This window comes from Promicromonospora sukumoe 327MFSha3.1, assembly GCF_000385135.1.
Taxonomy (GTDB): domain Bacteria; phylum Actinomycetota; class Actinomycetes; order Actinomycetales; family Cellulomonadaceae; genus Promicromonospora; species Promicromonospora sukumoe_B.
The window spans coordinates 144,811-163,251 of sequence record NZ_ARQM01000011.1; the positions used below are offsets into that span (position 1 = coordinate 144,811).

Below are 18,441 nucleotides of genomic sequence, written 5' to 3' on the forward strand. Positions count from 1 at the left end.
GTCCGATGATAGAGGTTGAGATTCAGATCTCGGACTGTCCCAATCTACGGTTGAATGTCCTGCTGGAACAGCACCTCGAGCAATAGATACCGTAGGGAGGGCATTTTGACCGATTCATCCGGTCTGACACCGTCCTCTCCGCCGCCGCGCCATCCCGGTCTTTCCGTTTTCGGCCTCAGCCCGACGCAGGACGGAATATCGAACGGCACCAGGGACGAAACGTCCAGCGGCGCGCCGAACGCATCACCGAACGCAGCATCCAGCGCACCTTCCGGCGCATCTCCCGACGTGCCGGTGAACGCCTCGTCGAGCGACACGCCGAACGGGTCGGCGAACGGCGGCCACGGCACCAATCGCCCGGTGCCCCCGCCGGCCGCGAGCGTGCCGCCGAGCATCCCGTCCGCCACGTCCTCCGGCGGGGGGTACGGCGGTCCTGCCCGCGAGCCCCGCTCGTACACCGGCATCCCGCGCACCCTGCCGCCGTCGGTCGGCGACGTCGTGCTGCGCGCCGCCGTGACCGTGGGCATCCCGGTCTTCCTGACCGGTCCCACCGAGGACGGCATGCCCATGCTGTGGGCCAACCAGGCGTTCGAGCGGTACGCGGGCGTGCGGTTCAGCGACTTCGCCGGGTACACCGTGCGCCGCCTCGGCGAGATGCTCGTCGAGCCGCAGGACCTGGAGCGGATGACCGAGCTGGTCAACGCGGGCCAGGAGGTGCACGCGACGGTGCGGTCCCACCTGCGCGGCGGCACCCACGGCTGGGCCCAGCTCACGCTCACCCCGGCCCGCGCCGGCCACGACGACCGCATCACCCACTGGGTCGGCTTCAGCGTCGACGTCTCCGACCACATGGAGCGGCACGCGGCCCAGCTCGCCAGCCTGGAGATCGAGCGCCAGCAGCGCGAGGACCTCGACCTCATCGCGCAGACCACCGAGATCCTGACCGACCTCGAGTACCCGTACGCCCTGCGCGACATCGCCGAGCTGCTCCAGACCATGGTGCGCTGGGCCGGGTTCTACGTGAACGACGACGGCCTCAAGCACGCGGCCGGCGTCGACGTCGCCAACCCGCCGAGCGGCCGCGGCCGCCGGCACGCCCGGTACATCGAGGGCGACAACATCGCCGACAAGACCCAGCGCCGCCGTCCGCAGACGGACGCGCTCGGCGACTCCGTGACGACGGGCCCCATGCCGATCCTCGAGGTCGTGGACTCGGTCCAGGACGTGCTCGACGGCGTGCTCGACGGTCCCGTCACGCTGCACCTCGACATCCCGCACGCGCCGCACTCCGCGTCGGGCTGGCTGCAGCGCGACCTCACGCTGCGCCTCGCGGACGAGCTGGGCAAGGCACCGGACTCCGTGGTGGTGCACCCGGTCGCCGGGCGCCGCGACGTGCTCGGCCTGGTCGTGATCGTCCCCGACGGGGAGGATCCGGGCGACTACGTCGAGGCCGACGAGCCCGACACGCTGCGCACCGTGATCGAGGTGGTGGCCCGCCGTGCGGGCAGCGCCATCGACAACGCGCGGATGTACGCCCGCGAGCACCGCCTCGCCGAGACCCTGCAGCGCGCCATGCTCCCCGAGCAGGCCGACGTCGCCGGCCTCGACGTGTGGACCTACTACGCGCCGAACGCCGAGCACGCGCAGGTGGGCGGCGACTGGTACGACGTGCTGCAGATCTCGCCGGACCTGGTCGGGCTCGTGATCGGCGACGTCGTCGGGCACGACGTCGAGGCGGCCGCCACGATGGGCCAGCTCCGTTCGGTGGTGCGCTCCTACGCGTTCGAGCTGTCCACCCCGAGCCGCGTGCTCGAGCGCGTGGACCAGCTCGTGGCGGGCATGGGCATCCCGCGCTCGGCGAGCATGGTGTACGCCTCCCTGAAGCGCGAGGAGGAGCCGGACGTCTGGACGGTCGGCTACTCGCGCGCCGGCCACCTGCCGCCGCTCCTGCTGCGCGGCGGCGAGGTGATCAAGCTCGACGACGGCGGCGGTGCGCTCGTTGGCTTCGGCTCCCGCGAACGGACCACGGGCGAGGCCCGGCTCCAGCCCGGCGACACACTGCTGTTCTACACCGACGGCCTCATCGAGCGGCGCGACCGGTCCCTGCGGCTGGGCCTGGAGGCCCTGCTGGAGACCGCGTCGGCCATCACCGCCCGCGACGCCGCGGGCGTGGGCGAGGAGCTGCTGTCCCGCCTGGCCGACGCGCCGGAGGACGACGTGGCGATCGTGGTGGTCCGGATCCCGGACCCGGCGGGCGATGCCACGGAGACGGCCCTCTCGCCGCGCTGGCGGCGCTGGATGCTGCCGAGCGAGCCGTCGTCGATCGGCCGCGCGCGGCACGCCGTCCTGCGCACCTGCCAGGCCTGGGGGATCGAGGAGTCGGCGCAGGCCGAGCTGGTGGTCTCGGAGCTGGTGGCCAACGGCGTGCTGCACGGCTGGGGGCACATCGCGCTGCGCCTCTACGACACGGGCGACGGCCTGCGCATCGAGGTCGAGGACAACAACCCGGCTCCGCCGGTCGCGACGGACGGGCACCCCAACCGCCTGGGCGGGTTCGGCATGCAGATCGTGGACCGCCTGGCCGAGTGGGGCTGGCGCCCGTCGGGCAGCGGCAAGCTGGTGTGGGCCAAGCTCCGCCGCCAGCCCACCCCGCCGAAGTAGCCCCACATGTCAGACGCTCAGGTCACCAGAGTGACCTGAGCGTCTGACATGTGGGGCACCGTCTGACATGCCCGATTTTGGATAACGTTTTACGCCGTGGACACGTCGCGGTGGGATAACGGCGAGGTGTCGTCGTCCCGCGAGGTCATCACCGCGAACCCCGAGTCGGGGGCGGACGGCTCGCACGAGTGCTCGTCGTCCACCCGGAAGAGCTCCATGGCGCCGCACACCTCGAGCACGAACAGGTCGCGCTCGTCGGCCCCGCGGATGACGGTCGCACCGCCGCGCTTGCGGCCGGCGTCGGCCAGCGAGATGAGGAACGCGGCCCCGGTCGAGTCCATGAACGTCACCCGGCACATGTCGATGACCAGCAGCTGTCGGCGCAGGCCGACCACGCGCGCCGCGATCTCCGGGAACTGGTCTCGTTCGGCGAGGTCAAGGTCGCCGGCGATCACGAGCGTCGTCGTCGTGGGAGACGTCGCGATCTCGATCATGTGTCGAGCGTAACGACTGTTGCTCGATCGCACCGGATGAAAGGCAAAATTCACCGTCTGCGCTGGCGCGACGGGCAATCCTGTGCGACCTCTTTGTCCGCAGTTGTCCCCTGCGAGGGCCGGGTGCCCGCCCGCGACCCCGAGGTGTGAGAATTCGACCATGAGCTCCCACGAGAACCTGCTGCAGGGTCCGGCCCCCACGCTGCTGTCCGACGACTTCCCCGCCGCCCGCGAGCGTCTGACGAGTGGCGCCGACCCGGTCTCGGTCGTGGCGGACGCCCCGGCGTCGTCCCTGGTGTGGGCGGTCCTGGCCGAGGGCGCGCTCGCATCCGGCACCGCCGCGGCGGACGTGGAGGCCTACGCGTACGCCCGCACGGGCTACCACCGCGGGCTCGACGCGCTGCGCCGGTCGGGCTGGCGCGGGCAGGGCCCGATCCCGGCCGCCCACGTGCCGAACCAGGGCTTCCTGCGCGCCCTACTGGCCCTTTCGGAGGCGGCGGGCCGCATCGGCGAGCAGGACGAGGCCGAGCGCTGCGCCCAGTTCCTGGGTGACTCCGGCACGTCGGTGGACGAGGTTCGCGCCCTGGTGCCCACCACGAAGTAGACTCGGGCGCGGCCCGCCGGCGCCCTCGATGCGCACCCGGCGGAGCAACCCTAGGAATTTGAGAAGGTGGAGATCCATGCCAGGCGTCGTGCTCGTCGGGGCCCAGTGGGGCGATGAGGGCAAGGGAAAGGCGACGGACCTCCTGGGCTCCCGCGTCGACTACGTGGTCAAGTTCAACGGTGGTAACAACGCGGGGCACACGGTCGTCATCGACGACGAGAAGTACGCCCTGCACCTGCTGCCGTCGGGCATCCTGTCGCCCGGCGTGGTGCCGGTCATCGCCAACGGCGTGGTGGTCGACATCGAGGTCCTGTTCGAGGAGCTGGACGCGCTGATCGCGCGCGGCGTGGACGTGTCCCGCCTGCTCGTCTCGGGCAGCGCGCACATCATCGCGCCGTACCACCGCACCATCGACAAGGTGACGGAGCGGTTCCTCGGCAAGCGCCGCATCGGCACCACGGGCCGGGGGATCGGCCCGGCGTACGCCGACAAGACCAACCGCGTCGGCATCCGCATGTGGGACCTGTTCGACGAGAAGATCCTGCGCGCCAAGATCGAGGGCTCGCTGGACCAGAAGAACCACCTGCTGGTGAAGGTCTACAACCGGCGCGCGATCACGGTCGACGAGACGCTCGACGAGCTGCTCCAGTACGCCGACCGCCTGCGGCCCATGGTCACGGACACCGCCGTCGAGCTGAACAAGGCCCTGGACGCGGGCAAGAACGTGCTGTTCGAGGCCGGCCAGGCCACGATGCTCGACATCGACCACGGCACCTACCCGTTCGTCACGTCGTCGAGCGCGACGGCGGGCGGCGCGGTGACCGGGTCCGGCGTCGGGCCCACCCGGATCGACTCCGTGATCGGCGTGATCAAGGCCTATACGACCCGCGTGGGCGAGGGGCCGTTCCCCACGGAGCTGTTCGACGACAAGGGCGAGTTCCTGCGCAAGACCGGCGGCGAGTACGGCGTCACCACCGGCCGCGCGCGGCGCACCGGCTGGTACGACGCCGTGATCGCCCGCTACGCGACGCGTATCAACGGCCTCACCGACATCGTGCTCACCAAGCTCGACGTGCTCACCGGCATGGAGAAGGTCCCGGTCTGCGTGGCCTACGACGTCGACGGCGTCCGCTACGACGAGATGCCGACGGACCAGACGGCCTTCCACCACGCGAAGCCGATCTACGAGGAGCTCGACGGCTGGTGGGAGGACATCTCCCAGGCCCGCTCCTTCGAGGACCTGCCCAAGAACGCGCAGGCCTACGTGCACGCGCTCGAGGGGATGTCGGGCACCCGGATCTCCGCGATCGGCGTCGGCCCCAAGCGCGACGAGATCATCCCCGTGCACGACCTCATCCACACCCGCTGAGTCCACACCCGCTGAGTCCGTAACCACCGAGAGAGCCCTCCGTCACTGTGAAGATCCTCGTCATCGGCACCGGTGCCCGCGAGCACGCCATCGTCCACTCGCTCGACCGGGAGAACGTCTCCGGCGTCGCCTCCCACGAGCTGCACGCCGCGCCCGGCAACCCGGGCATCGCGGGGGCGGCCACGCTGCACCCGGTCGACCCGCTGGACGGGGCCGCCGTGACGGCGCTGGCCCAGCGGATCGGGGCGGAGCTGGTCGTCGTGGGGCCGGAGGCGCCGCTCGTCGCGGGCGTCGCGGACGCCGTGCGGGCCGCGGGCATCGCGGTGTTCGGCCCGTCCGGCGAGGCGGCCCGGCTGGAGGGCTCCAAGTCGTTCGCCAAGGAGGTCATGGCCGCCGCGGGCGTGCCGACCGCCATGGCGCACGTGTGCACCGACGTCCCCGAGCTCGAGGCGGCGCTGGACGCCTTCGGCGCCCCGTACGTGGTGAAGGACGACGGCCTCGCGGCCGGCAAGGGCGTGGTCGTCACCGACGACCGCGCGGCGGCGCTGGCCCACGGCACGGCGTGCCTGGCGGGCGAGAACGGCCGCGTGGTGGTCGAGGAGTACCTCGACGGCCCCGAGGTCTCCCTGTTCTGCGTGTGCGACGGCACCACGGTGGTGCCCCTGGTCCCCGCGCAGGACTTCAAGCGCGTCGGGAACGACGACGAGGGCCCCAACACCGGCGGCATGGGCGCCTACACCCCGCTGGACTGGGCGCCGGCCGACCTCGTGGACGAGGTGGTCGCGCGCGTGGCCCAGCCCACGATCGACGAGATGGCCCGCCGCGGCACGCCGTTCTCCGGCGTGCTCTACGTGGGGCTCGCGCTGACCAGCCGCGGCACCCGCGTGGTGGAGTTCAACGCCCGGTTCGGCGACCCGGAGACGCAGTCGGTGCTGGCCCGCCTCGCGACGCCGCTGTCCGACATCATGCTCGCGTCCGCGCGCGGCCGGCTCGCCGGCCTGGAGCCCCTGCGCTGGCGCCCCGAGGCCTCGGTCACGGTGGTCGTCGCGTCGGAGGGCTACCCGGCGTCGGCCCGTTCGGGTGACCCGATCACGGGCATCGAGGAGGCCCAGCTGCTCGCCGGCGTGCACGTGCTGCACGCGGGCACCGGGCGCTCCGAGACCGGCGACCTGGTCAGCGCGGGCGGCCGGGTGCTGTCCGTGGTGGCGCTGGGCAGCGACCTGGCGGACGCCCGTCGTCGGGCCTACGAGGGCGTGGCGCGGATCGAGCTCAAGGGCTCGCACCACCGCACGGACATCGCCCTGAAGGCGGAGCGCGGCGAGGTCACCGTCCCGTAGGTGCCCCCGGCGCCGACGGGCGCCGTCTCGCCGTGCGTCGGCGTCATCCCCACGAAACCCGGCGGGCGTTAACATCGCGGCTTCGTCGAGAGGGGAGTGGTCGTGGCTGAGCGCGTCACGTTCGAGAGCACTACGGGACCGCGCCTCGCGGGCATCATCGACCGGCCCGCCGGCGAGGTGCGCGGCTGGGGCGTGTTCTCCCACGGGTTCACGCTGGGCAAGGACTCGCCGGCCGCGGCGCGGATCTGCAAGCAGCTCGCGGCCGAGGGCATCGGCATGCTCCGCTTCGACAACCTGGGCCTGGGCGACTCCGAGGGTGACTGGGGCGACGGCTCGTTCACGCACAAGGTCGCCGACACGGTGCAGGCCGCCCAGTTCATGGCCGACCACGACATGCCGGTGCACCTGCTGGTGGGGCACTCGTTCGGCGGCGCCGCCGTGATCGCCGCCGGCGCGGACGTCCCGGGCGTGCAGGCGGTCGCCACCATCGGCGCCCCGGTGCAGCCCCGGCACGCCGAGCACAACTACGACGCCGTCCTGGGCCGGGTGTTCGACGACGGGCACGCCCAGTGGATGGTGGGCGGACGCGCGCTCACGCTCAAGCGGCACTTCGTCGAGGACGTCCGCCGGGCGGAGCTGCGCTCCAAGATCCGGGAGCTCGGCTCCCCGCTGCTGGTGATGCACTCACCGACGGACTCCACGGTGGACATCTCGAACGCGGGGGAGATCTTCCGCGAGGCCCGGCACCCGCGCTCGTTCGTGTCCCTGGAGGGCGCTGACCACCTGCTCACCGCGCCCGGGCAGGCGAAGCGTGCGGCCCGCATCATCAGCGCCTGGGCGGACCAGTACCTCACCGCCTGAGCCGGCGCGGTCCGGGTGCGTGCCGCGTCGGGCGGCCCCGAGCGCCCAGCGTCTCCAGCTGCGGCCGGTGCCCGCAGAACGCTTGCGCGTAGAGGAACGTGACGACGACGCCGAGCATCAGCAGCTCGCCGCCGTCCTCCAGCGAGCCCAGGAGCACGTGCCACGTGCCCCGGGTCCCCGTGAACGCCCGCGTGAACCCGTGCACGACGTCGACCCCCACGCCGCACAGCACCAGCAGGCCGAGCAGCGCGAGCAGCACGCGGGACGCCGTCCGCCACTCCGGCGCCGCGAACCGGTACCCGACCGCGATGGCCACCAGCAGCGTGGCGCCGACGGACCCGAGCCAGACGATCTCGCCGATCGGCGGGCCGTAGGGCTGGGCGATGCCGAGCTCGGCCGCGATCACCTTGGCCATGCGCTCGTGCAGCATGAAGAAGTCGTCGGCCAGCAGGACCGCGAACAGGGCGGACCACCCCGCCAGGAGCGCCTGACGGTGCACCACGGCGAGGTAGGCGGCGAGCCCGGCCGCCCACGCCGTGAACACGAAACCCACCACCGCGGGGATGCCGCGCTCCTGCTCGAGCCCGAACCCGTCGTGGTCGGGGACGCCGAGGAACTTGTGCGTGAGGAAGAGCAGGTTCAGGCCGAGCGCCACCGTGAGCAGCATCCCGAAGAGGCCGGCGACCGGACGGTGGTGCAGCCCGAGGGCTTCGACGACTCGCGTGCGCACAGCTGTACTCCTCTGACCTGCGACAACGGGGACGGGGCTTACGTTCCCGCGGGTCGATGAGGCGGTGAGGAGAGCGCGATGAGAGTGCTCTCATCGCGTGCGGCGGCGGACCCGGGCGCAGGTCACTGTCCACGGACGGCGAGGCACCCCGCCGCGCAAGTAGACTCTTCCCGGAATTCCCTCACCTTCAAGGAGCCTTCGTGGGACGCGTCGTCGTCGAGGTCATGCCCAAGCCCGAGATCCTGGACCCCCAGGGCAAGGCTGTCGTCGGAGCGCTGCCGCGCCTCGGCTTCACCCAGTTCTCCGGTGTGCGTCAGGGCAAGCGGTTCGAGCTCGAGGTGGACGGTGAGGTCACGCCTGAGATCCTCGCCGCCGCCCGGGAGGCCGCGGCCACCCTGCTGTCCAACCCGGTCATCGAGGACGTGGTCTCGGTCTCCGACGCCGCCGCCGTCCCGGGTGAGGCGAGCGGCACCCCGGTGAGCGCCTGATGTCCGCGACCGAGCCGGCGCCCGTCGCCGCCGCGGCCGGCATCGCCGAGGCCCGCATCGGCGTCATCACGTTCCCCGGCACGCTCGACGACCGGGACGCGGCGCGCGCCGTGCGCCTGGCCGGCGCCGAGGCGGTCTCGATCTGGCACGCCGACGAGTCGCTGCAGGACGTCGACGCCGTGGTGCTGCCCGGCGGGTTCTCGTACGGCGACTACCTGCGCGCCGGCGCGATCAGCCGGTTCGCGCCCGCCATGGCGGCCGTGGTCGACGCCGCCAAGGGCGGCATGCCGGTGCTCGGCATCTGCAACGGCTTCCAGGTCCTGACCGAGGCGCACCTGCTGCCGGGCTCGATGGTCAAGAACGACCACCTGCACTTCGTGTGCCGGGAGCAGTCGCTGATCGTCGAGAACGCGCACACCGCCTGGACCAACGAGTTCCGCCGCGGGCAGCAGATCACCATCCCGCTGAAGAACCAGGACGGCCAGTTCGTGGCCGACGAGCGCACGCTCGACGAGCTCGAGGGCGAGGGCCGCGTGGTCTTCCGCTACGACGGCTGGAACCCGAACGGTTCGCGCCGCGACATCGCGGGCATCACGAACGAGCGCGGCAACGTGGTGGGCCTCATGCCCCACCCGGAGCACGCGGTGGAGCCCGGTTTCGGCCCGGCGTCCGCCGAGGGCCCGCGCGCCGGTGTCGACGGCCTGACGTTCTTCACGTCGGTGCTGTCGTCGCTGGTCCACGCGTGACCACCGGTCAGGTCCGGGCGGGCGGTCATGGTCGCTGAGGTTCTCGCTGGCCTGACCGTCGAGACGGTCGGCTGGGACCACGTCGACGCCGTCCGCCTGCGCGCGGACCAGCAGCAGGAGATCGACCTGCGGTACGCGCAGCCCGGGCGGCCGTCGACGACGGACGCCGACGGCGCCCCGGTGCCCGACGCGCGCGACCAGGTGGACCCGTCGAACGTGTTCGCGACCCTGCTGCTGCGGGTCGACGGCGAGCCGGCCGGGCACGCCGCGCTGCGCGACCTGTCCGGCCGGGACGACTACCAGGGCGGCCTGCACCCCGACGGGACCGCCGAGGTCAAGCGCGTGTACGTGGCGCCCGGCTTCCGCGGCCGCGGGCTGTCCCGCACCCTGATGACCGTCGCCGAGGACGCCGCCCGTGCCGCCGGCGTACGACACCTCATCCTGGAGAGCGGGCTCATGCAGCCCGAGTCCCTGGGGCTGTACCTCCGTCTGGGTTACGACCCGGTCGAGTCGTTCGGCGTGTTCTCGGACGAGCCGGGCTCGCGCTGCTTCGGCAAGTGGCTGGTGCCCGACGCGGCCCCGGTGGTCGAGCCTGTCGAGACCCCCACGTCCGCCCCGTTGATCCGCGAGGTCCCTTGGGACGACCCCGACGCCGCCGCCCTGCGGCGCGCCATGTGGGCCTACCTCGAGCCGCTCTACCCGCAGCTGGCGCGGGTCGTCGAGGCGCGCGGCGGCCACGACGTCGTCGACGTCGACCGGGGGCACACCGCGCTGGTGACGGTCCTGGCCACGCTGGACGGCCGGCCTGTCGGCTGTGCCACCCTCGCGACGTCGCCGGTGGGCCCCGAGCACCTCACCGCCGACCCGCTGCGCGGCGTCGGCGGCATCGCGGCCGCCGCTGCGGCGGGCGAGTCCCGCGGGTTCGAGCTGCAGAGCGTGTTCGTCGACCCGTCGGTGCGCCGCGCGGGCGTCGCCTCGGCGCTGGTCGGGCACCTCGAGGAGGAGGCCCGGCGGCGCGGCGGCCTGGCGGCCTACCTCAACACCGGCATCCGGCAGCCCACGGCGCTGCGCCTGTACGGGAAGCTCGGCTACCGGCCGGTGCTGCCGTACCCGCCCTACGACTCGGACGACGCCCAGCTCCTGTTCCTCGGCAAGGCGCTCTGACCGTACGTCCGGGTCGGCGCCGGGGAAGACGGTACGCAGCCGGAGGGGTAACGCAGACGTAGCACTGCTAGCTCAGCGTTACCCCTCCGGCTGCGTAACTCTTCCCCCGAGCCCTGCGCCAGCCGCTACGACCGCCCGCGCAGGTAGTCCAGCTGCGCGCGGACCGACGAGCGGGCCGCAGGCAGCACCGACGGGTCGACGTCCGCGTACACCGCGCCGGTCACGGCGTCGAGGAGCGGGTCCGGGAGCGGGCCGCCCGCATCGGGCAGCGACACGCCGAGCGCGGTGAGCGCCGCGCGCACCTGGTCCAGCCGCTCCGTCCGGTGCGCGCGGTACGCGCCCACCGCGGCACGCAGGTCCGGGAGCACCGGCCCGTGCCCGGGCAGGCCCGGCACGGGGTCGGGCAGGTCGAGCGCGCCCAGCCGGTCCAGCGAGGCCAGGTAGTCGCGCAGCGATCCGTCCGGCTCGGCGAGCACGGTGGTCCCGCGGCCCAGCACAGTGTCGCCCGTGAGCACCACGGAGGTCGTGCCGTCCGACACTACGAGGCACACCGAGTCCGCCGTGTGCCCCGGGGTGGCCAGCACCTCGACGCGCAGGCCGGCCACCTCCAGGACCTCGCCGTGGGCGAGCGGCCCGGCGCCCGCGCAGAACTCCGGCAGCACGCCCCGTGACGGCGCGCCCGTGAGCTCCCGGAACCGCGCCAGCCCGCCGGTGTGGTCGGCGTGCCGGTGGGTCACCAGCACCAGGTCGACGGGTCCGGCGTCGGCCACCGCGGCGAGGTGCGGCGCCAGGTCCGGGCCGGGGTCCACGACCACGCAGCCCGGCGACCCGGGCGCGCGCAGCACGTACGACCGGGTTCCGTCGAGCGTCATCGGGCCGGGATTGTCGGCGCGCAGCACCCTCGCGAAGGAGGCAATGATGTCCACCGAATCACCCTATCCAGGGGTCAACCTGGCTTGTGTGCTGCGGGAACGCGGTGTGTGATCGGTAAATCACCTCCCAAAGAAGAGAGGAATACCTCAGATGTCCGCCATCTCAGGCGCGGCGCAGGACTACCGCGTCCGCAGAACACCGGCACTCATCGCCGTGACGGCTCTCGCCGCCACGACACTGTTCGCTCTTCCCCAGACCACCCGGGCCACCACGCCCGCCGACGCCGTCGTCAGCGCGGGCCCCGTCACCTTCGTGGACGACGGCGACACCGCGACCGTCACCGTCACCGTCGAGTCGGCCGACGACGCCGCGCTCGCCTCCCCGGTCCGCGTCGACTGGAGCACCGGCTCCGGCACGGCCACCGCCGACGCCGACTACGTGGCCGGCTCCGGCACCCTCGAGTTCCCCGCCGGGACGCCGTCCGGCACCGAGCGCACCCTGCACGTCACCACCCGCGCGTCGGACGTCGGTGAGACGGCCGAGACGGTTCCCGTGACCCTGCGGTCGCCGGACGCCGAGGTCTCCGGCCAGCCCACCGTCGTCGTGCGAGGGCACGGCCTGCCCTACCTCGACCCGCGCCTGTCCACCAAGAAGCGCGTCGCCGACCTGCTGAAGCGCATGACGCTCGCCGAGAAGGTCGGGCAGATGACGCAGGCCGAGCGCGGGAACGTGACGGGCGACCCGGCGGTCATCGCCGAGCTCGGCCTCGGTTCGGTGCTCAGCGGCGGCGGTTCGACGCCTGCCGAGAACACACCGGAGGGGTGGGCCGACGCGATCGACGGCTTCCAGACGCAGGCCCTCTCGACGCGGCTGCAGATCCCGCTGATCTACGGCGTCGACTCGGTGCACGGGCACGGCAACCTGAACGGCGCCACGATCCTGCCGCACAACATCGGGCTCGGCGCCACGCGCGACCCGCTGCTCGTCGCACGCGCGGAGCGCATGGTCGCCACGGAGACGCGGGCGACCGGCATCCCGTGGACGTTCGCGCCGTGCGTGTGCGTGGTGCGCGACGACCGCTGGGGCCGCACCTACGAGTCGTTCGGCGAGCACCCCGCGCTCGCGAGCGTGCTCGGCGCGGCGGCCGTGGCCGGGTTCCAGGGCAAGGACCTGGAGAGCAACCGGTCGGTGCTCGCGACCGCGAAGCACTTCGTGGGCGACGGCGACACGACCTTCGGCACCGGCGAGGGCGACTACACGATCGACCAGGGCATCACGGAGCAGAGCCGGCGCCACGTCGAGCAGGTCGACCTCCCGCCCTACGCCGCGGCGCTCAGGGCCGGCGTCGGCTCGGTCATGCCGAGCTTCTCCAGCATCGACTGGACCGACGACGGCCTCGGCAACCCGCTGAAGATGCACGCCAACCGCGAGCTGATCACCGGGTGGCTCAAGCAGAAGCAGGGCTTCGACGGCTTCGTGATCAGCGACTGGCAGGGCATCCACCAGATCCCGCCGCTCGCCGACGACTCGCCCACCACGGGGCAGATCGTCACCAGCGTGAACGCGGGCGTCGACATGTTCATGGAGCCGTCGCAGTTCGAGCGGTTCCACACGCGGCTGGTCGCGGCGGTGCGTGACGGCCAGGTCAAGGAGGCGCGGATCGACGACGCCGTGTCCCGGATCCTGGCCGCCAAGTTCGAGCTCGGGCTGTTCGAGGAGCCGTTCGCCGACCGCTCGCACGCCGACGAGATCGGGTCCGCCGAGCACCGGGCGATCGCGCGCGAGGCGGTCGCGAAGTCGCAGGTGCTGCTCAAGAACAACCGCCGCGCGCTGCCCCTGGACGATCGGGACAGCATCTACGTCGCGGGCCGCAACGCCGACGACCTGGGCAACCAGGCCGGCGGCTGGACCGGCACCTGGCAGGGCTTCTCGGGCGACGTCACCGAGGGCACCACGATCCTGGAGGGCATCCGGGCGGCGGCCGACGACGTCACGTTCAGCGAGGACGCGTCCGCGCCGACCGACGGGGCCGACGTCGGCGTCGTCGTCGTGGGCGAGACCCCGTACGCCGAGGGGTTCGGCGACGTGGGCGGGCCCGAGTGGGCGTGGGACCCGGCCGACGGCGGGGTGCCGCGCGAGGAGAAGTCGATGTCGTTGCAGGCCGGCGACGCGGCCGTCGTGGACAAGGTCTGCGCCGAGATCCGGACCTGCGTGGTCCTCGTGGTGTCGGGGCGGCCGCAGGTGCTCACCGACCAGCTCGGCTCGATCGACGCGCTGGTCGCGTCGTGGCTGCCGGGCACGGAGGGCGCCGGCGTCGCCGACGTGCTGTTCGGCGACCGGAAGTTCACGGGCAGGCTGCCGGTCTCGTGGCCGCGGTCCGCGGACGATCCCGTGGTGAACGTGGGCGACCGGGACTACGACCCGCTCTTCCCGTTCGGCTGGGGCCTGACGACCGGCGGCAAGGGGCACCACGGCGACCAGCGGGCCACGCTGCAGGACGTCGCGCTCGACCCGGCGGACGGCGTGTCACCGGCGGCGTCGCGCGCGATCGCGACGTCGGACGTGGCCGTGCTGGAGGGCCGCACGAGCCATGCCCGGGCGATCCTCGCGGCGGCCCAGCCGAAGTAGCACCGCAGCGAGGTAGAACTGCAGCGAGGTAGAACCCCAGCGCTGGGGTTCTACCTCGCTGCAGTTCTACCTCGCCCTGGTCCTATCTCGGCGCGGCGAGGGCCTGTTCGACGTCCTCGATGATGTCCCGCGCGTCTTCCAGGCCGACCGAGAGCCGCACCGTGGTCTCCGCGATGCCGACGGCGGCCCGGCCGGCCGCGCCGAGCTTGCGGTGCGTGGTCGTGGCGGGGTGGGTGATCAGGGACTTCGCGTCGCCCAGGTTGTTCGAGATGTCGACCAGCCGCAGCGCGTCGAGGAACTGGAACGTGCGCTGCTTCGCGGCCTCGGCGTCGGACCCCTCGGGGACCGCCAGGTCGAACGTCACCACGGTGCCGCCGCCGCTCATCTGGGAGCGCGCCAGCTCGGCCTGCGGGTGGGAGTCCAGGAACGGGTACCGCACCGTGCCCACCGCGGGCAGCTCCTCCAGCGCGTGCGCGACGGCGAGGGCACTCGCCCCCTGTGCCGCGACCCGCACCGGCAGGGTCTCCAGGCCCTTGAGCAGGGTCCAGGCGTTGAACGGCGCCAGCGACGGCCCGGTGTTGCGGATGAACGTCTGCACGGGACCGGTGATGTAGTCGGTCGAGCCGAGGATCGCGCCGCCCAGCACGCGCCCCTGCCCGTCGATGTGCTTGGTCGCGGAGTACACGACCACGTCGGCGCCCAGCTCCAGCGGCTGCTGCAGCAGCGGGGTGGCGAACACGTTGTCGAGCACCACGACGGCCCCGGCGGCGTGCGCCAGGTCCACGACGGCGCGCACGTCCACGATGTCCTGCATCGGGTTCGAGGGCGTCTCGAAGAACACGACGTCCGCGGGCGTGGACAGCGCCTCCTGCCACTGCGACAGCTCGTGCCCGTCGACGTAGTCGGTGCGCACGCCCCACTTCTTGAAGATCTCCTCGAAGATCACGACGCTGGACCCGAAGAGCGCCCGGGCGGCCACGATCCGCGAGCCCGACTCCACGAGCGCGGCCAGCGCCGTGAACACGGCGGACATGCCGGTCGCGGTCGCGTAGCAGGCCTCGGCGCCCTCGAGCTGGCGCAGCCGCTCCTCGAAGGTGTGCACCGTCGGGTTGCCGTAGCGCGAGTAGACGAACCGGTCGACGTCGCCCTTGAAGGCGGCCTCGGCCTCGGCCGCGTTGTCGTAGACGTAGCCCTGCGTGAGGAACAGCGCCTCGCTGGTCTCCTGGAACTCGCTGCGCTGGTGCCCGCCGCGCACGGCGAGCGTCGCGGGGCGCACCCCGGCCGGCAGCGGCTTGCGGCCGGAGCCGCCGGGGTTCGCGTCCGCCGGGAACGCACCGGTGACGGTCACGCGGGACCCGCCGTCCAGGGCAGCCCGACGACCTTCCAGCCCCGCTGGTCGCGGACGCCGTCGGCCCCGGGCGCACCCTCGAAGCCGTCCAGCACGTTGTACGACGGCGCGATGCCCGACGCCGTGGCGAGCCGCGCCGCCGCGATCGAGCGCTGGCCGGAGCGGCACAGGAAGACGATGGGCCCGTCGGTCACGCCGGCCGCCCGGAGCTCCTCCAGGAACCGCGGGTTCGGCACGCCGCCCGCCTGCACCCACTCGCTGAACACGGGCTGCTTCTCGAGCCTCGCCGTGTCGGGGACGCCGATCGTGCGCCACTCGCCCTGGGTGCGGACGTCCACGAGGACGGCGGACGGGTCGCCGGCCAGCAGCTCCCAGGCCTGCTCGGGCGTGATGTCGCCGGCGTAGCCCTCGGCAGGCCGGACGTCGATGCGCGCGGGGTCGCTCATGATGCTCCTCCATCGGTCGTGGCGGTAGCACCCTCGGCCGCCCTCCGCTGCTGCGGGGAACGCTGGGTTGCTGCGGCGTCGTCGTGCCACGTCACTCGGCCGCTCGGGATGGTCGCCGCCAACCCTACGACATGTGTCCGGTGGGTGGAACAGTGTCTCGACAGGCAACCCGACCAATCTGATAGGGCTTGGGGGCGATCTGTCGTCAGCTTCGGAGGTGTCGATCTACCCAGTCATTGGGCCCGAAATCACCCTGATTTCGGGCCCAATGACTGGGTAGAAGCGCACCAGCCGGGCGGACTGCCGAGCTGCGCGAGCACGCCGCGATGTACCGCTCGGACGCGGCCCGCGTCGCCCACCTCGCGGCCCGCGCGGCTCGACCAGCAGGTGGGACCAGCATCTGAGACATGCGTTGACAGGGCTTTTGCCCGCAGCACAGGATGGCCGCAGGTCATGAGCGCCAGCGTCAAGCCCCGGCTCGCTGGCCGGCAACCCTCCCTCCGCGGTGGGGTGCCCCGGGTGACGACCAGGCCGTGCGCACCCGCGCGCGGCAAGCGCGGGGGACCTCCCCCAGGACTGTGCTGGAGGACGCCATGTCTGCTCCCACCATCAGCCGTGCCACCGCGGTGGCCGGCCTCGCCCCGCTGCGGCCCGTGGTCGGCGGTGGCACGCTCGTCCCGCTCGTGGACGGGACCCAGGTCTCGTACGCGAACCTCGACGTCGCCGCGTCGGCCCCGGCTCTGCAGGCCGTCGCCGACCGCGTCACCCAGGTGCTGCCCCTGTACGCCAGCGTGCACCGCGGCGCCGGCTACCTCTCGCAGGTGAGCACGGCGCTCTACGAGACCGCCCGCCGCACCATCGGCGCGTTCGTCGGCGCCCGCGAGGACGACCTGACGATCATCACCCGGAACACCACCGACTCCCTCAACCTCCTGGCCGGCTGCGTCCCCGCGCAGGCCGACGGCGAGCCCGGCCGCGTGCTGGTGCTCGACGTCGAGCACCACGCCAACCTGCTGCCCTGGCAGCGCACCACCGGCGCGACCGTGCTGACCGGCGGCGCCACCGTGGCCGAGACCGTCGCCCAGATCCGGGAGGAGCTGGCCGATGCCGCCGAGGACCGGCCGTACGCCCTCCTGGCCCTGACCGGCGCGTCGAACGTGACGGGGGAGTCCCTCCCGATCGCCGAGATCGTCGCCGTCGCCCACGAGTTCGGCACGCGGGTGGTGCTCGACGGCGCCCAGCTCGTGCCGCACCGCCGCATCTCGCTGGAGTCGACGGGCGTCGACTACCTCGCCTTCTCCGGGCACAAGACCTACGCCCCGTTCGGCGCCGGCGTCCTGGTGGGCCGTCGCGACTGGCTCGACCAGGGCACGCCCTACCTCGCGGGTGGCGGCGCCGTCCGCCGGGTGCGGGTGGGCGGCACCGACTGGCACGAGGGCCCCGCCCGCCATGAGGCCGGCTCGCCCAACGTGATCGGCGCGGTCGCCCTCGCGGCGGCCTGCGAGGAGCTCGCCGCGCTGGACCCGGCCGAGGTCGTCGCGCACGAGAACGCCCTCCGGCAGCGGCTCGTGTCGGGCCTGGAGGCCATCGACCGCGTCGAGGTCGTGCGGGTCTGGGCCGACGCCGTCGACCCCGTGGGCGTCGTGACCTTCACCGTGACCGGCTACGACCCAGGCCTCGTCGCCGCCTACCTGTCCGCTGAGCACGGAATCGGCGTGCGGGACGGCCGCTTCTGCGCGCACCCGCTGCTCGGCCGCCTCGGGTTCGACGCCGGCGCGGTGCGCGCCTCGGTCGGCGTCGGCACCGCCGGCGAGGAGATCGAGCGCCTCATCGCCGCCGTCGGCAGCCTGGTGGCCGACGGTCCGCAGGCGGGCTACGACGTCGTCGACGGGCTCTGGGTCGTGACCGACGACCCGCGTCCCGTGCCCGAGGGCTCGGGCCTGGCGGGCCTGCTCGCGACGGCCGCGCTCGGCTTCGACGAGGCCTTCGGCTGCCTCCCGGACGAGGACTAGTCCCACTCCGCTGGTCGAGCTTGTCGAGACCGGTCTCGACAAGCTCGACCAGCGATTCAGAGCGCCAGCGCCACGCAGATGCCGCCCATCGTCAGGTCCAGGCCGATGCACCACAGCGCCAGCGAGCGGTTGACCACCACGTCGCGGCGGTAGTGCACCACGTCCCACGCGGCGTGGGCGGCGAGGGCGAGGCCCGCGAGGGCCAGCCCGACGCGCGGCTCCAGGAACAGGGCGACGGCGGCGACGCCGAAGAAGCCGGCCATCGCGGCGGCCTGCGGCCAGGTCGCACTGCGGCCGCGGGCCAGCCCGATGCCGGTGAGCACGAGGCCCACCAGCACGAACGCGATCCAGCGCGGCGTGTCCAGCAGCTCCGACGTGACGGGGATCGCGGACGCCAGCAGCGCGACCAGCCACGCCGTCCAGCGGACGCCGGTCACGGCGGCGGCCAGGTAGCAGAGCGCCGCGACGCCGACGGCGGTGGTCGGGTCCTCGGCGACGGCGTCCTGCCACGTGCCGCCGGCGATCGCCGTCCCGCCCACCAGCAGGCTGAAGCCGGTCAGCGCGCCGAGCGCGATCCAGCCGGTGTTGGTGGGCCAGGTCCCGGTCCAGCGGCTGCGCCGCGCCGGGACGGCCGTCTCGAAGGTCTCGGTCATGGTCCCGGTCTCCTCGTGTCCTCGTGC

17 protein-coding genes and 1 riboswitch are annotated in these 18,441 nt (G+C 72.9%); of the genes, 10 read left to right on the forward strand and 7 right to left on the reverse strand.

What is annotated here, in order from left to right; all coding sequences use genetic code 11:
• Positions 1–44: 44 nt before the first annotated feature.
• On the reverse strand, positions 45–395 hold the full coding sequence (locus H291_RS34585) for a hypothetical protein (protein WP_020015712.1): 351 nt from the start codon (positions 393–395) through the stop codon (positions 45–47).
• Here H291_RS34585 and H291_RS0114410 point away from each other — a divergent pair.
• Positions 361–2,661: an ATP-binding SpoIIE family protein phosphatase gene (locus tag H291_RS0114410; RefSeq protein ID WP_020015713.1), complete on the forward strand. Its 2,301-nt coding sequence runs from the start codon at positions 361–363 to the stop codon at positions 2,659–2,661. The two genes, H291_RS34585 and H291_RS0114410, sit on opposite strands and share 35 nt — an antisense overlap.
• An 89-nt stretch (positions 2,662–2,750) precedes the next feature.
• Here H291_RS0114410 and H291_RS0114415 read toward each other — a convergent pair whose 3' ends face one another.
• On the reverse strand, positions 2,751–3,155 hold the full coding sequence (locus tag H291_RS0114415) for an STAS domain-containing protein (RefSeq protein WP_020015714.1): 405 nt from the start codon (positions 3,153–3,155) through the stop codon (positions 2,751–2,753).
• Positions 3,156–3,315: 160 nt separating this feature from the next.
• Between H291_RS0114415 and H291_RS0114420 the strand changes: the two genes are divergently transcribed.
• The 4 genes from H291_RS0114420 to H291_RS0114435 all read left to right on the forward strand — a co-directional run bounded on the left by H291_RS0114420 (position 3,316) and on the right by H291_RS0114435 (position 7,326).
• Positions 3,316–3,759 (forward strand): DUF3151 domain-containing protein, encoded by a 444-nt coding sequence (locus tag H291_RS0114420; RefSeq protein WP_020015715.1) that lies wholly within the window; start codon positions 3,316–3,318, stop codon positions 3,757–3,759.
• 76 nt (positions 3,760–3,835) lie between these two features.
• Positions 3,836–5,128 (forward strand): adenylosuccinate synthase, encoded by a 1,293-nt coding sequence (locus H291_RS0114425; protein ID WP_020015716.1) that lies wholly within the window; start codon positions 3,836–3,838, stop codon positions 5,126–5,128.
• Between the two features lie 47 nt (positions 5,129–5,175).
• Entirely contained in the window at positions 5,176–6,465 is a 1,290-nt protein-coding gene (purD, locus tag H291_RS0114430; protein ID WP_020015717.1) for a phosphoribosylamine--glycine ligase, read from the forward strand.
• 102 nt (positions 6,466–6,567) lie between these two features.
• Positions 6,568–7,326 carry an alpha/beta hydrolase family protein gene (locus H291_RS0114435; RefSeq protein WP_026365754.1) on the forward strand — a complete coding sequence of 253 codons (759 nt, stop codon included), beginning with the start codon at positions 6,568–6,570 and terminating at the stop codon, positions 7,324–7,326.
• Here the strand turns inward: H291_RS0114435 and H291_RS0114440 are convergent.
• Positions 7,316–8,056: a hypothetical protein gene (locus H291_RS0114440; protein WP_020015719.1), complete on the reverse strand. Its 741-nt coding sequence runs from the start codon at positions 8,054–8,056 to the stop codon at positions 7,316–7,318. The two genes, H291_RS0114435 and H291_RS0114440, sit on opposite strands and share 11 nt — an antisense overlap.
• Positions 8,057–8,256: 200 nt before the next feature.
• Here H291_RS0114440 and purS point away from each other — a divergent pair, with 200 nt between their 5' ends.
• Genes purS through H291_RS34215 form a run of 3 tightly spaced genes read left to right on the forward strand, consistent with a single transcriptional unit; the run spans position 8,257 to position 10,454 of the window.
• Positions 8,257–8,544, forward strand: coding sequence for a phosphoribosylformylglycinamidine synthase subunit PurS (purS, locus tag H291_RS0114445; RefSeq protein WP_020015720.1), 288 nt, complete (start codon positions 8,257–8,259; stop codon positions 8,542–8,544).
• Positions 8,544–9,290 (forward strand): phosphoribosylformylglycinamidine synthase subunit PurQ, encoded by a 747-nt coding sequence (gene purQ / locus H291_RS0114450; RefSeq protein ID WP_020015721.1) that lies wholly within the window; start codon positions 8,544–8,546, stop codon positions 9,288–9,290. The genes purS and purQ overlap by 1 nt, the downstream gene beginning before the upstream one ends.
• Before the next feature lie 27 nt (positions 9,291–9,317).
• The gene (locus H291_RS34215; protein ID WP_020015722.1) at positions 9,318–10,454 is read left to right on the forward strand and encodes a GNAT family N-acetyltransferase; all 1,137 of its coding nucleotides are present in this window, start codon (positions 9,318–9,320) and stop codon (positions 10,452–10,454) included.
• Between the two features lie 125 nt (positions 10,455–10,579).
• Here the strand turns inward: H291_RS34215 and H291_RS0114460 are convergent, their stop codons facing one another.
• A complete protein-coding gene (locus tag H291_RS0114460; protein WP_157237151.1) occupies positions 10,580–11,326 on the reverse strand; it encodes an MBL fold metallo-hydrolase in 747 nt (248 codons plus the stop codon).
• 151 nt (positions 11,327–11,477) lie between these two features.
• Here H291_RS0114460 and H291_RS0114465 point away from each other — a divergent pair, with 151 nt between their 5' ends.
• A complete protein-coding gene (locus tag H291_RS0114465) occupies positions 11,478–13,955 on the forward strand; it encodes a glycoside hydrolase family 3 N-terminal domain-containing protein (RefSeq protein WP_020015724.1) in 2,478 nt (825 codons plus the stop codon).
• A gap of 82 nt (positions 13,956–14,037) precedes the next feature.
• Here H291_RS0114465 and H291_RS0114470 read toward each other — a convergent pair whose 3' ends face one another.
• Complete coding sequence (locus H291_RS0114470) at positions 14,038–15,303, reverse strand: O-succinylhomoserine sulfhydrylase (RefSeq protein ID WP_020015725.1); 1,266 nt, start codon at positions 15,301–15,303, stop codon at positions 14,038–14,040.
• On the reverse strand, positions 15,300–15,749 hold the full coding sequence (locus tag H291_RS0114475) for a rhodanese-like domain-containing protein (RefSeq protein ID WP_020015726.1): 450 nt from the start codon (positions 15,747–15,749) through the stop codon (positions 15,300–15,302). The genes H291_RS0114470 and H291_RS0114475 overlap by 4 nt, the downstream gene beginning before the upstream one ends.
• A 449-nt stretch (positions 15,750–16,198) precedes the next feature.
• Positions 16,199–16,312, forward strand: a riboswitch (SAM riboswitch).
• A gap of 30 nt (positions 16,313–16,342) precedes the next feature.
• On the opposite strand from H291_RS0114475, the gene H291_RS0114480 reads away from it, so the two are divergent.
• Complete coding sequence (locus H291_RS0114480) at positions 16,343–17,761, forward strand: aminotransferase class V-fold PLP-dependent enzyme (protein WP_033327059.1); 1,419 nt, start codon at positions 16,343–16,345, stop codon at positions 17,759–17,761.
• A 56-nt stretch (positions 17,762–17,817) separates the two neighbouring features.
• Here the strand turns inward: H291_RS0114480 and H291_RS30175 are convergent, their stop codons facing one another.
• Positions 17,818–18,414 (reverse strand): hypothetical protein, encoded by a 597-nt coding sequence (locus tag H291_RS30175; RefSeq protein WP_020015728.1) that lies wholly within the window; start codon positions 18,412–18,414, stop codon positions 17,818–17,820.
• Positions 18,415–18,441: the final 27 nt, after the last annotated feature.